Genomic DNA, 11,930 nt, shown 5'->3' with positions numbered 1-11,930 from the left:
GCACAATGACAAAATGAGCGGGGTGTGGCAAGTCCAAGGCGTTTGACGCGACGGCACAATGGGCATAGCTTACGCTCAACTTTTGACGTCTCTAGGTATCCCATGCTCAATCGTATTCTCGATTCTCTTCCTCCCGGACCGGTCATGATTTTTGGCGGTCTGTATTTTTTCATGCCGATCTTGCCCGAACCGCACCTGGTGCAGAAGTTCTTGATGGTCAAAAACGGCATTCCTTTGGCCCCCATCGACATGTTTGACGTATTTGTGCATACGCTGGGCGGTGTCGTGGCCGTACTGATGTTTCGCCGCCAACGTCAACTTCAAAATCAAGAGCCGCCCGCTTCAGACCCGTCTTCTGAAGAATAGGCGCAGCTGTGTCTGCGTCATCTCCCATGGCGACTAATGCACAAGGTGCGTTGTGGGCGAGCGTGGCGGCGTGTTTGATCGGCGTTTTGAGTTTGCTGGTGCGCAAAATCGCCGGAGAGCTCCATCCCTTTGAAATTGCGTTCTTTCGCAACCTCGGTCAATTGGTTCTTATGGTGCCGTGGGTTCTGTATGCGGGGATTTCTGTCCTGCACACGAAGCGGCCCTGGGCGCACGTGCGTCGGTCCGTTTTTGGGATTATGGCGATGTTATCGTGGTTTTGGGTGATCACACAAATGCCCTTAGCCGAAGCCACGGCCATCAGTTTTTCGGCCCCGTTGTTTACCACCTTTGGGGCGGCCTTGTTCTTAGGTGAAAAGGTCGGCCTGCGCCGCTGGGTGGCGACGGGAGTTGGCTTTTGTGGTGTCTTGTTGATTATCCGCCCTGGCTTTCAAGATGTGGACACGCCGCACGTGGTGGCGTTGGTGACCGCTGCGCTGATTGCGGGCGCGATGCTGTCCAACAAGTCCTTAACCCGGACGGAACAGCCCAACGCCATGGTTGTGTGGATGGGCGTGTTTATGAGCCTGTTCTCGTTGCCTCCGGCGCTCGGATACTGGCAATGGCCGTCCACGAACGCCTGGCTTTGGTTAGGGATTGCGGCTGTGGTGGCGACGGCGGCGCATCTGGCTTTGAACCGAAGCTATAAGGCGGCCGATGCGTCGTTTGTAGCACCGTTCGGATACGTGCAAATTCCGTTCGTTGCCGTCTTGGGCTTTTGGGCCTATGGGGAAATCCCTGATGTTTGGTCTTGGACCGGTGCCGTGGTCATTGGGGCATCGGGCATATATATCGCGCGCCGCGAAAGCTATTTGGCTAAGGTCAAACACAAGTCGCTTTGCACCGACCCCGAAGATGGCGCCGCGATTGTGGAAAAGCATTGAGCCATTAATCGCCTAAGATCCGTTCGATGGCTTGGGCGAGGGTGATGTCACGCTCGGTCACACCGCCCGCGTCATGGGTGGACAGTTTCACACAAACGGTGTTGTAGACATTTGACCAGTCGGGATGGTGGTCCATGGTTTCTGCCACCATCGCGACGTGGGTCATGAAGGCAAAAGCCGCCTTGAAGTCGGCAAATTGCAGCTCTTTAGACAGGGTCTTTCCATCTGAACTGAGCCGCCAACCCTGAAGTGTCTGTAGCTTGGTGGCAATATCGTCGGGGGATAAAAGCGCGGCCATATAAAGCTCCTTTTCACAATCCCTACAGACGTGGCGATGCTTGGCGCCAAGGTCAAGGCGCGCTAGACTTCAGATATGTCTTCAAAAGCCGATCCACCACCCAGTGCACAGGCGTTGCTCAGCATCGCTCAAGACGCCTACGCCAACCTGCCGGATAATCTGTTGCAAGCGGCGCAGGGCGTGGTGATCTTGGTCAAAGAGTTTCCCGACGAAGAGATCCAGCGCGAGCTGGGTTTGGACAGCCCGTATGATTTGTTGGGGCTTTATGAGGGCGTGTCCATGCTGGACAAAAGCGTGCTGGACACGCCGATCTCACCCGACACGGTCACCTTGTACCGCCAGCCGATCTTGGACTATTGGCAAGAAGGTACAGACAGCCTGGATCATCTGGTTCGCCATGTTTTGATCCATGAAATTGGCCATCACTTTGGGTTGAGCGACGACGACATGGCACGCGTCGAAGAGACGGACTGAAGCCTTCAACACTTAAGTGCCGCTGGAAGTGGACTGGGGCGGCTTCAAACATTTCAGCAAGGCTTCTAAAAACGCGTAGGCTTCAGGGTGGGCGCGCAAAAGCTCGATCAGATTGGCCGCAGCCATGGCGGTTTGGACAAAAGGCGTCCCTTCGTCCGCAGGTGTTGTCGGCGGGACCGTTGCGGCTGTGTCTGTATCGGTCATGGAGTGTTCCTTTGTCGACTTCACACGCTGAGCCAACCGGGAGAAGAGCGACATATGCAGTGCGACCTTTGCAGCACGCATTATAAGCTCCGATTGACATCGACTGCTTTTTTGACGAGCGGGAAAGAAATTTGTGACGCTGAGGGGGATAACTTTCGGCTTTGGGGCACGTTCTTCGATTGATTTTCCCGTACCGAAAGGGGTAAACCTAAGGCACAGAGTGTGGTTATCGTCTGAAAACAGTGGGATGCGCCTGATCATGAGTGGACGTGACGAGTTTGGCCGGTTGGGGTTAATGCTGGTGACCTTGGGCCTTGGCGCGGGGGCGCTGTTTCCCACCTTGCTGATCATTTTGGGCATGGATACTTCCGTGGTGCTCAGCGGCCGCTTTATCGGCTCCGCCATGGCGGTGGGCTTGGTGGCGGGTCTGGTCAACGCCATGATTGTGCGCAAACGCATGACCACGCGTTTGGACGACATACACCACATTGTTGATGACGTGGCCGCCGGGGTTTCACCGAACTCTTCTTTAACGGACAATCAAGACGCTTTTGGCGAATTGGCGCGCGCGATTGTCACGTTGGAGCAACACCTCGCAGCCCTGCAAGCCGAAGCTGTTGAAACGGTTGAAACACCCTCCACAGACGATGATGAACACAACGCCTTGCTGCAGAACTTCGAGCTGGGTGTGCAGGGCACCATGTCTGATGTGCGCAAGGATACACAATCGATCCAAGACGCCGCACGTGCGATGGGGGAAAGTGCCGAGTCCAGCCTGGGCCAAGCGCATTCCGCCATAGCATTGTCCGACGCCGCCGCCCAAGGTGTGGCCGCCGTTGCTCAGTCGGCTGAGACCATGTCCAGCAACGTGCAGCAACTGGTCGAGCGCATGCACAGTTCCAACAACATGTCTCTAGAAGCTGTCGAACGCGTCAATCAAGCCGACACTTTGGTGGGCGAGCTGGGCGAAGCCACGTCTAAAATCGAAAACGTGGCCGAGCTGATCATCGACATTGCCGACCAAACCAATATGCTGGCCTTGAACGCCACCATCGAAGCCGCCCGCGCGGGCGACGCCGGTAAGGGTTTTGCCGTGGTGGCTGGTGAGGTCAAAAGCTTGGCGACGCAAACAGCCAAAGCAACAGATGAAATTTCGGCGCACATCGGTTCCATCCGTAAGGCCGGTGAACGGGCGCGTTCGGCTATGGAAGAGGTCATCAAGGCCATCGGTGCGATCAGCGATATTTCCAATGAAGTGACACAAGCTGCCGACGATCAACGGGATTCGGTTTCGGAAATCTCGGTCAACGCGCGGGAGACGGCGGATGCCACCGGCCAGTCTTTGAGCTATATTCGTGAAGTCGGCGATGCTATCGAAGAAACCGGTTTTGCCGCCCATGAAATGCTGGCAACGGTTGACGATTTGGCGCGCCAGTTGGGCAAACTGTCCGAACAATCCGACACATTCGTCGACCAAATTCGCAAAAACAACACACAATAACTCATACATTCTAATACCTTCGAACGTTTCAGTCCGCAGGCCTGATCTGCTAAAATTAGTGCATGGAACCTCGGTTTGATGTCAGGCGTCGAAACGACGGGTTGGGGCTGGTGCTTAGATGCGCCATAGCCTTTGCCTTTGTTTGCTTTGGATTTCTGTCCCAGGCCTGGGCCTTGGAACTGACGGATGCGGAGCAAAAGCATCTGGCGAACCTTGGCCGCCTCACCATGTGTGTTGATCCCAGCTGGATGCCCTATGAAAAAATTGACGAGCACGGGGCGCATATTGGCATTGCCGCCGATTTTATGGCCTTAGCCTCGGCAAAGCTGGGCGTCCCTATTGAACTCGTGCCAACGACGTCTTGGCAAGAAAGTTTGGATTTCGCTCAATCGCATAAGTGCGACATCTTGTCTTTGCTCAACAAAACGGATGAGCGTGCCGCCTATTTGAATTTCACCGATCCATACATCGATGCTGCCGTTGTTTTGGTTGCGCGCGATGAGGTTCTTTACCTCAACGGCTTTGAGGATTTGGCCAATCACACCTTAGGCGTCATCGAAGGCTACGTCTACGAAAGCTATATTCGCCAAAATTATCCAGAAGTGCGTCTTGTGTATGTCGACAATTTGCAGGATGCGCTTTTGCGTGTGTCCAAAGGTGAAATTTTTGCCGCCGTGGATTCTCTGTTTATTGTCTCTCATCACATGCAGAAGCTTGGGCTCAGCAATTTAAAGATTGCCGGCCAAACCGATTTCACCCATGCCCTTCGGGTCGGGGTGCGCGACGACGACTTGTTGATGTTGACGGCCATGCAAAAGGCCATGGACGACATTGGGCCCGATGAACGCAATGAGATCATGCGCAAGTGGTTCTCCTTCCGCTTTGAACTGGGCACCGATTATTCTCGGGTTTGGCAGGTTGTGATTGTTGCGCTCTTGGGCTTTGCATTTGTCATCTACCGCTATCAAGTGCAAAAACGCTTCAACCGCCAGCTCCAGGAAAAGAACCGGGATCTGGAACGGCTCTCTGAGATAGACCGCCTCACAGGTGTTTTTAACCGCATGAAGCTTGACGACGTTCTGGAAGCGGAATTCGAGCGGTCTCGCCGGTATCAACGCAGTTTGTCGGTGGTGATGTTCGATTTGGACCGGTTTAAGCAAGTCAACGACACGTTTGGTCACCAAGAAGGCGACGCTGTGCTGGTGGCGTGTGCACAGGCGGTGCGGGACAATATCCGCCAACACGATGTTTTTGGCCGCTGGGGCGGTGAAGAGTTTTTGATTCTCTGCCCGGAAACCACCGTCGACGGGGCGGAGCAACTGGCCGAGCACCTGCGCAAAGCGTTCGAAGGCATGTATGTGGGCGAAGTCGGGCGGTTTACGGCCAGCTTTGGCGTGGCTGAGCTTTCCAACACCGACGACATCAGACGATTGGTGCGCCACGTGGACGAAGCCTTGTATGCCGCAAAAGAAGCGGGACGCAACACAGTGCGCGTCCACACCGCTGCGTTGGACCAGCAACCAAGCTAGGGCCAGGCCCTATTCATCTGCTGAATGTCCCCAATTGTCTCGAAATGCTGTTCGACAGCGATCAATAAGTGTCGTTGCCCCTTGCTAGGGGCCTGTTCACGGCTTAGATTTGGCTCAGGTCAATTCTGCTTTTGTGGTGGGTACTTATGGACATACTTCTGGTCAATGTATTGAAGGTCATCAACGCTGCGTTGGGGATCTACTGGTTTGTCATCATCGCCAACGTGGTGATGAGCTGGCTGATCGCTTTTCAGGTGCTCAACACATCCAATCGCTTTGTGTATGCGGTTGTGGACATCACTTACCGGTTAACCGAACCGCTGTACCGTCGTATCCGTCCGATCTTGCCGGATCTGGGGGCGATCGACATCGCCCCGATCTTGGTCTTGCTGGGTATCATGCTGTTGCAGGGCTTGATCGGCGACACGATTATGACGCTCAGGATGTGATCTTGGCGTTTTTTGCCGCGAGCAAACAGGGCCTGAAGTTGCGCGTGCGTCTCACCCCATCGGCGCGGCGTGACGCCATTGACGGCATTATGCAAAATGTGGACGGGGAGGACGTGCTCAAGGCCTCCGTCACCCAAGTTCCCGAAGGCGGAAAAGCCAACACAGCGCTGATCAAGTTGCTCGCCAAACAATGGAAGCTTGCGAAGTCCCAGCTGGATGTCGTACAAGGCCAGACAAGCCGCAACAAGGTGCTGATGGTTGAGGGTGATGCGGTGGAGCTGCAAGAATTGATCGGCGATTGGGCCCGCACCCAGGGCCTCGCCTAGAGGAGATCTCCCCCCATGTCTGATACCAATAAAATCGACGGCAAAGCCTTTGCCCAAAGCCTGCGCGAACGCGTTGGGGCCAAAGTCGCCAAACTCAAAGAGCAACACGACATTACGCCGGGATTGGCCGTGGTGCTGGTGGGCGAGGATCCGGCAAGCCAAGTCTATGTGCGCAACAAAGGTGAACAGACCAAAACGGCGGGCATGAACTCGTTTGAATTCCGCCTGGATGCGGACGCGCTGGAAAGCGATCTGTTGGAAGTGGTCGAAGAGCTCAACGCCGACCCCAATGTTCACGGTATTTTGGTTCAGCTGCCGCTGCCCGACCACATGGACGAAGCCAAGGTCATCAACGCCATCAATCCCGACAAAGACGTGGACGGTTTTCACGTGATCAACTCGGGTCGCTTGGCGACGGGCCAAGAAGCCATGATCCCATGCACGCCGTACGGTTGCTTGATGCTGATTAAAGACGCCCTGGGCGACGACCTGTCGGGCAAGCGCGCGATCATCGTTGGGCGCTCCAACATCGTCGGCAAGCCCATGGCGCAGTTGCTCTTGGACGCCAACTGCACCGTGACCATTTCCCATTCGCGCACCCAGGACCTGCCCGGTGAAGTCAAACGCGCCGACATCGTCGTCGCCGCCGTGGGCCGCCCGCAAATGGTCAAGGGCGATTGGATCAAAGAGGGGGCTTGTGTCATCGATGTGGGTATCAACCGCATCCCGGCCCCGGAACGCGGCCTGAACGACAAAGGCGAGCCCAAAACCCGCTTGGTGGGCGATGTGGACTATGAAAGTGCGTCCCAAGTCGCAGGTGCTATCACGCCCGTGCCGGGGGGCGTTGGGCCCATGACCATTGGGGTCTTGCTGGCGAACACGGTCACGGCGTGTTGCCGCATCAATGGCGTGGACGAGCCGGAAGCCTAAATGATGGTGGATGTGCTGGGCTATATTCCGGCGTTTTCCAAAGGGGTGCGGGACTTGATCGTCCCCATCCAACAAGCCGAGTTCGGCATCGACATCACTTACGATGACCAGCCGGATCTGCAAGACATTCCGGGCTTTTACCAAAACGGAACCGGAAACTTCTGGGTCGTGGTGGACGGCGTCGAAGTGGTCGGCACCATTGCCTTGAAAGACATCGGCAACGGACAAGCGGCCCTGCGCAAAATGTTCGTCGCCGAAAGCCATCGCGGCCGCGACAAAGGCGTCGCGGCAGAGCTTCTGCAAACGCTCTTGGGCCATGCGCGTATGACAAGGCTGCAAACTATCTACCTCGGCACCACCCCCCAATTCAAAGCCGCGCACCGCTTTTACGAAAAGCACGGGTTCGAGCAGATCGCGCCCGAAACCCTCCCCGAAGCCTTCCCCCGCATGGCCGTGGACACGCGGTTTTATCGCCTAACGCTCTAACCCGCCCCAAGCCAGCGTTGCCTTCTCCCTCGGGGAAAGGGGTGAACCAACACCCCCCGTCATTCCCGCAAAAGCGGGAATCCAGGGCCACACGAAGACTGTGCACAATCGCCCCTGGGCTCCCGTTTTTACGGGAGCGACGAAGGCTTAGAATGGCGTGCTTTGGATGCGCCGCACAATCAGCAGAACCTAATGTAGCGTTGACTTGCGTTCCAAATCCCTGTTAGCTGTAAGGAATTGTTGCGAATAATTCGCAAAATTCAGTCTGACGAATTGGAGGGCGTACCGTGTCCCCAGCTGATCACAAAGGTTTTCCTTTAGCCCTGGCTCAAGAAGATGAGCTTGTGCGCATTTTGGCGTACCGGGCCGACAAGGGGATTGAGCGCAAGATGCGCGATATGGGCATGCCCATTGGCGCCGAAGTGCGCATCGTGCAGCACAAGGGGGCTGCACGGCGGAACGCTGCGCCGCCATGGGCAAAACGCCGGGCATGGGAATTGGATCGTGGATCAAATCACCATTGCGGTAATCGGCAATCCCAACAGCGGCAAGACCTCACTTTTTAATGCTCTGACCGGAGCCCGCCAGCGGGTTGGTAACTGGCCGGGCGTGACGGTGGACCGCAAAGTCGGTGAGTTCGAGCACTAATCCAGCACCGTTGAAGTGGTGGATCTGCCGGGGCGCTACACCTTCGCCCACCATCTGGCGCAAATCTGCACCAGCAAAGGCCAACTGGCGGCATCGCGCAAAGCCTCGGAGGCCTTGGACCGCATGGTCTTGAGCCGCCTGTTCGGCATCCCAATCTTTTTGGGCCTGATGTATCTGATGTTTACCTTCACCATCAACATCGGCGGTGCGTTCATCGACTTTTTCGACATTGCGGCGGGGACCATCTTTGTCGACGGGGTCGGCACCGTGTTGGAAAGCGTTGGTGCGCCCCTGTGGATCAAAGTGTTGCTGGCCGACGGTTTGGGTGGGGGCATTCAGGTGGTGGCGACGTTTATTCCCATTATCGGCTTTTTGTATCTGTTCCTCTCGGTCTTGGAAGATTCCGGCTATATGGCGCGCGCGGCGTACTTGATGGACCGCTCCATGCGCGCCATCGGCTTGCCAGGCAAAGCGTTTGTGCCCTTGATCGTGGGTTTTGGCTGCAACGTGCCGTCCATTATGGTGGCGCACACGTTGGAACAAGAACGCGATCGCATCATCACCGCGATGATGGCACCGTTCATGTCCTGCGGTGCGCGGCTGGCGGTCTATGCCTTGTTCGCCGCTGCGTTTTTCCCGGTGGGCGGACAGAACATTGTGTTTGGGCTGTATTTGATCGGCATCGCCATCGCAATTTTGACCGGGTTTATTTTGAAAAAGACCCTGCTGATGGGCACGTCGACCCCGTTTATTATGGAGCTTCCGCCCTATCACGTGCCGCAAGTGCGCGGTGTGTTGATCCACGCGTGGACGCGTCTGAAAAGCTTCGTATTCGGCGCAGGGCAAATCATTGTCATGGTGGTGATGGTGTTGAGCTTCCTCAATTCCATCGGCACCGACGGTTCGTTCGGCAATGAAGATAGCGAGCAATCCGTGCTCAGCGCCATTGGCCGCACCATTGTCCCCGTGTTCGCGCCCAGGGGCATCCGTGAGGACAATTGGCCCGCCACCGTTGGGATTTTTACAGGCATTTTTGCAAAGGAAGCCGTGGTCGGCACACTGGACGCTCTTTATTCCAGCATTGACGCGCCAGGGGCCGAAACGGGCGCACAAGACGCCGCAGGCTTCGATCTTTTGGGGGGGCTGGGCGAAGCCGTTCAGACCATCCCGCAAAATTTTAGCGCCTTGGGCTCACTGTTGACCGATCCGCTGGATTTGGGCTCGGTCGAGACCGAAAGCGTTGAAGCGGCGGCCCAAGCGCAAGAGGTCTTGTTGCAGACCTTCGGCGCAATGGTGGACCGCTTCGACGGGCAAGCGGGCGCGTTTGCGTATTTGTTGCTGATTTTGCTCTACACCCCGTGTGTCGCGGTGATGGGGGCGATCAACCGTGAGCTTGGGCGCAAATGGTCGAGCTTCGCAGCCCTTTGGACCACCGCCATGGCCTACGGTGTGGCCGTGGGCTATTATCAATTGGCGACGTTTGGCCGTCATCCGTGGCCCTCGACGTTGTGGTTGAGTGCACTGACCGTTGCATTTGCCCTGGTGATTTGGCTGATGCGCCAACAAGGCCAGCGCGACCACGTGCCCAGTGTTTCTGGGGCGATGGCGGGCTCATCCAGCTCCATTCATGAATAAGATAGAGGAAGCAGACCATGCTGCTTTCAGAGCTCAGAGACTATGTTCAAGAGCACGAGCGCGCGGCGCTGAGCGACCTGATGGTGCGCTTTGAGGCCAGCCCAGATGTGCTGCGCGATATCCTCGCCCACCTGATCCGCAAGGGGCGGGTTCAGGCCGTTGATGGGCCCAAGTGCGACAGCTGTTGCAAATGCGCCGCCGAAACTTTGGAAATTTATGAATGGATCGGCTGATTTACCAGCTTCTCAAGGCCCCGGAAGGGTGCTAAAAGCCGGGTCCATGAGCACAGACCTTTCCCACATCCGGAATTTTTCCATCATCGCGCACATCGACCATGGCAAGTCGACGTTGGCGGACCGTTTGATTCAGCATTGCGGCGGGCTCGAAGACCGTGAAATGCAAGAACAAGTCCTCGACAACATGGATATCGAGCGCGAACGCGGCATCACCATTAAGGCCCAAACCGTGCGTCTGAGCTATACGGCCAAAAATGGCGAAACCTATCAGATCAACCTGATGGACACGCCCGGCCACGTGGACTTCGCCTATGAAGTCTCGCGTTCTTTGGCTGCGTGTGAGGGGGCATTGCTTGTGGTGGACGCCTCCCAAGGGGTTGAGGCACAGACATTGGCCAACGTTTATCTGGCGCTGGACAACGATTTGGAAATCGTGCCGGTGTTGAACAAAATCGATTTGCCGGCCGCCGAGCCCGAGCGTGTGCGCCAACAAATCGAAGACGTTATCGGCCTGGATGCGTCTGACGCCATCGAAGCCTCGGCCAAGTCCGGCATCGGCATCGAAGATACTTTGGAAGCCATTGTCGAGCGTTTGGATAGTCCCGAAGGCGAACGCGATGCACCGCTGAAAGCTTTGCTGGTGGACAGCTGGTACGATCCCTACCTGGGCGTGATGATTTTGGTGCGTGTGAAAGACGGTGTGCTGAAAAAAGGCCTCAAGATTCGCATGATGTCCAACGGCGCCACCCATCAAGTCGATCAAGTGGGCATCTTTTCGCCGAAGATCACCAAGATGGATGAACTGGGCCCTGGCGAAATGGGCTACATCACCGCGTCCATCAAAACCGTGTCCGAAACCAACGTGGGCGACACGATTACGGAAGACCGCAACCCGGCCGGGGAGCCCTTGCCGGGCTTCCAACCGTCGGTTCCTGTGGTGTTTTGTTCTTTATTCCCGCTGGACGCTGCCGACTACAACGATTTGCGCGACAGCATGGGCAAGCTGCGTCTGAACGATGCCAGCTTTGAGTTCGAACCCGAAACCTCCATCGCCTTGGGCCAAGGTTTCCGCTGCGGCTTCTTGGGGCTTTTACACTTGGAAATTATCCAAGAACGCTTAGAGCGCGAGTTCGATCTCGACCTGATCACCACCGCGCCCTCTGTGGCCTATAAGGTCCACCAAATGGACGGCTCGGTGCTGGATTTGCACAACCCTGCCGACATGCCGGAACCGACCCTCATCACGTCCATCGAAGAGCCCTGGATCAAAGCCACCATTATGGTGCCAGATGAATATCTGGGCTCGGTCTTGTCCTTGTGCACGGATCGCCGTGGCGAGCAGATTGAGCTCACCTACGTTGGCAACCGCGCCATGGCCGTTTACCGTCTGCCGTTGAACGAAGTGGTGTTTGATTTTTATGACCGCTTGAAGTCCATCACGCGCGGCTACGCGTCGTTCGATTATGAAATGGACGGCTATAGCGAAAACGATTTGGTGAAGATCCAAATTTTGGTCAACGCCGAGCCCGTAGACGCGTTGGCGTTTATCGCCCACCGTTCCCAGTCTGAAAACCGTGGGCGTCAGGTTTGTGAACGCTTGAAAGACCTGATCCCGCGCCAGCTGTTCAAGATCCCCATCCAAGCCGCCATTGGCGGTAAAGTGATTGCGCGCGAAACCATTTCAGCCATGCGCAAAGACGTGACGGCCAAGTGTTACGGTGGCGATATTTCGCGCAAACGCAAGCTTTTGGAAAAGCAAAAGAAGGGCAAGAAGAAGATGCGTCAATTCGGCAGGGTCGAAATTCCGCAGTCTGCCTTCATCAACGCCCTAAAAATGGGCGACGACTAGGCCTGAACCTAGTTTGTCACCCGCGCTGTTCCTTCTCTCTCTCAAGAAGAAACTGGAT

16 protein-coding genes are annotated in these 11,930 nt (G+C 56.2%); 14 read left to right on the top strand and 2 right to left on the bottom strand.

Annotation, left to right across the window (positions count from 1 at the left end; all coding sequences use genetic code 11):
* The first annotated feature begins 102 nt into the window (after nucleotides 1–102).
* Together V5T82_RS00205 and V5T82_RS00200 are read left to right on the top strand one after the other, a co-directional pair.
* Nucleotides 103–366 (top strand): hypothetical protein, encoded by a 264-nt coding sequence (locus tag V5T82_RS00205; RefSeq protein ID WP_332893558.1) that lies wholly within the window; start codon nucleotides 103–105, stop codon nucleotides 364–366.
* An 8-nt stretch (nucleotides 367–374) separates the two neighbouring features.
* The gene (locus V5T82_RS00200) at nucleotides 375–1,307 is read left to right on the top strand and encodes a DMT family transporter (RefSeq protein WP_332893557.1); all 933 of its coding nucleotides are present in this window, start codon (nucleotides 375–377) and stop codon (nucleotides 1,305–1,307) included.
* Nucleotides 1,308–1,311: 4 nt separating this feature from the next.
* Here the strand turns inward: V5T82_RS00200 and V5T82_RS00195 are convergent, their stop codons facing one another.
* Nucleotides 1,312–1,605 carry a 4a-hydroxytetrahydrobiopterin dehydratase gene (locus V5T82_RS00195; RefSeq protein WP_332893556.1) on the bottom strand — a complete coding sequence of 98 codons (294 nt, stop codon included), beginning with the start codon at nucleotides 1,603–1,605 and terminating at the stop codon, nucleotides 1,312–1,314.
* 75 nt (nucleotides 1,606–1,680) lie between these two features.
* On the opposite strand from V5T82_RS00195, the gene V5T82_RS00190 reads away from it, so the two are divergent.
* Nucleotides 1,681–2,079 carry a metallopeptidase family protein gene (locus V5T82_RS00190; protein WP_332893555.1) on the top strand — a complete coding sequence of 133 codons (399 nt, stop codon included), beginning with the start codon at nucleotides 1,681–1,683 and terminating at the stop codon, nucleotides 2,077–2,079.
* 12 nt (nucleotides 2,080–2,091) lie between these two features.
* Here V5T82_RS00190 and V5T82_RS00185 read toward each other — a convergent pair whose 3' ends face one another.
* A complete protein-coding gene (locus tag V5T82_RS00185; RefSeq protein WP_332893554.1) occupies nucleotides 2,092–2,283 on the bottom strand; it encodes a hypothetical protein in 192 nt (63 codons plus the stop codon).
* Between the two features lie 259 nt (nucleotides 2,284–2,542).
* On the opposite strand from V5T82_RS00185, the gene V5T82_RS00180 reads away from it, so the two are divergent.
* From V5T82_RS00180 to lepA, 11 genes are all read left to right on the top strand, one after another.
* Nucleotides 2,543–3,784 carry a methyl-accepting chemotaxis protein gene (locus tag V5T82_RS00180; RefSeq protein WP_332893553.1) on the top strand — a complete coding sequence of 414 codons (1,242 nt, stop codon included), beginning with the start codon at nucleotides 2,543–2,545 and terminating at the stop codon, nucleotides 3,782–3,784.
* A 62-nt stretch (nucleotides 3,785–3,846) separates the two neighbouring features.
* Complete coding sequence (locus V5T82_RS00175; RefSeq protein WP_332893552.1) at nucleotides 3,847–5,313, top strand: diguanylate cyclase; 1,467 nt, start codon at nucleotides 3,847–3,849, stop codon at nucleotides 5,311–5,313.
* Nucleotides 5,314–5,459: 146 nt separating this feature from the next.
* Nucleotides 5,460–5,762 carry a YggT family protein gene (locus tag V5T82_RS00170; RefSeq protein ID WP_332893551.1) on the top strand — a complete coding sequence of 101 codons (303 nt, stop codon included), beginning with the start codon at nucleotides 5,460–5,462 and terminating at the stop codon, nucleotides 5,760–5,762.
* Nucleotides 5,763–5,764: 2 nt separating this feature from the next.
* Entirely contained in the window at nucleotides 5,765–6,088 is a 324-nt protein-coding gene (locus V5T82_RS00165; protein ID WP_332893550.1) for a DUF167 domain-containing protein, read from the top strand.
* A gap of 15 nt (nucleotides 6,089–6,103) precedes the next feature.
* On the top strand, nucleotides 6,104–7,018 hold the full coding sequence (gene folD, locus V5T82_RS00160; RefSeq protein ID WP_332893549.1) for a bifunctional methylenetetrahydrofolate dehydrogenase/methenyltetrahydrofolate cyclohydrolase FolD: 915 nt from the start codon (nucleotides 6,104–6,106) through the stop codon (nucleotides 7,016–7,018).
* On the top strand, nucleotides 7,019–7,504 hold the full coding sequence (locus V5T82_RS00155; protein ID WP_332893548.1) for a GNAT family N-acetyltransferase: 486 nt from the start codon (nucleotides 7,019–7,021) through the stop codon (nucleotides 7,502–7,504).
* Between the two features lie 287 nt (nucleotides 7,505–7,791).
* Complete coding sequence (locus tag V5T82_RS00150) at nucleotides 7,792–8,070, top strand: FeoA domain-containing protein (protein WP_332893547.1); 279 nt, start codon at nucleotides 7,792–7,794, stop codon at nucleotides 8,068–8,070.
* On the top strand, nucleotides 8,009–8,152 hold the full coding sequence (locus V5T82_RS00145; RefSeq protein WP_332893546.1) for a FeoB small GTPase domain-containing protein: 144 nt from the start codon (nucleotides 8,009–8,011) through the stop codon (nucleotides 8,150–8,152). The genes V5T82_RS00150 and V5T82_RS00145 overlap by 62 nt, the downstream gene beginning before the upstream one ends.
* Before the next feature lie 15 nt (nucleotides 8,153–8,167).
* The gene (gene feoB / locus V5T82_RS00140; protein ID WP_332893545.1) at nucleotides 8,168–9,787 is read left to right on the top strand and encodes a ferrous iron transport protein B; all 1,620 of its coding nucleotides are present in this window, start codon (nucleotides 8,168–8,170) and stop codon (nucleotides 9,785–9,787) included.
* Between the two features lie 17 nt (nucleotides 9,788–9,804).
* Entirely contained in the window at nucleotides 9,805–10,020 is a 216-nt protein-coding gene (locus V5T82_RS00135) for a FeoC-like transcriptional regulator (protein WP_332893544.1), read from the top strand.
* Between the two features lie 46 nt (nucleotides 10,021–10,066).
* Nucleotides 10,067–11,872, top strand: a complete 1,806-nt coding sequence (lepA, locus tag V5T82_RS00130; protein ID WP_332893543.1) for a translation elongation factor 4 — start codon at nucleotides 10,067–10,069, stop codon at nucleotides 11,870–11,872.
* The last annotated feature ends 58 nt before the right edge of the window (nucleotides 11,873–11,930 follow it).

It is taken from the genome of Magnetovibrio sp. PR-2, assembly GCF_036689815.1.
In the GTDB taxonomy this organism is placed as follows: Bacteria; Pseudomonadota; Alphaproteobacteria; order Rhodospirillales; family Magnetovibrionaceae; genus Magnetovibrio.
Note: the sequence above shows the minus strand (reverse complement) of the source record. Positions and strands in the feature narration are given on the sequence as shown.

Coding starts and splice junctions, on each gene's coding strand:
- V5T82_RS00205 (WP_332893558.1), top strand. CDS start 103: ATGCTCAATCGTATTCTCGATTCTCTTCCTCCCGGACCGGTCATGATT.
- V5T82_RS00195 (WP_332893556.1), bottom strand. CDS start 1,605: ATGGCCGCGCTTTTATCCCCCGACGATATTGCCACCAAGCTACAGACA.
- V5T82_RS00190 (WP_332893555.1), top strand. CDS start 1,681: ATGTCTTCAAAAGCCGATCCACCACCCAGTGCACAGGCGTTGCTCAGC.
- V5T82_RS00185 (WP_332893554.1), bottom strand. CDS start 2,283: ATGACCGATACAGACACAGCCGCAACGGTCCCGCCGACAACACCTGCG.
- V5T82_RS00180 (WP_332893553.1), top strand. CDS start 2,543: ATGAGTGGACGTGACGAGTTTGGCCGGTTGGGGTTAATGCTGGTGACC.
- V5T82_RS00175 (WP_332893552.1), top strand. CDS start 3,847: ATGGAACCTCGGTTTGATGTCAGGCGTCGAAACGACGGGTTGGGGCTG.
- V5T82_RS00170 (WP_332893551.1), top strand. CDS start 5,460: ATGGACATACTTCTGGTCAATGTATTGAAGGTCATCAACGCTGCGTTG.
- folD (WP_332893549.1), top strand. CDS start 6,104: ATGTCTGATACCAATAAAATCGACGGCAAAGCCTTTGCCCAAAGCCTG.
- V5T82_RS00155 (WP_332893548.1), top strand. CDS start 7,019: ATGATGGTGGATGTGCTGGGCTATATTCCGGCGTTTTCCAAAGGGGTG.
- V5T82_RS00135 (WP_332893544.1), top strand. CDS start 9,805: ATGCTGCTTTCAGAGCTCAGAGACTATGTTCAAGAGCACGAGCGCGCG.
- lepA (WP_332893543.1), top strand. CDS start 10,067: ATGAGCACAGACCTTTCCCACATCCGGAATTTTTCCATCATCGCGCAC.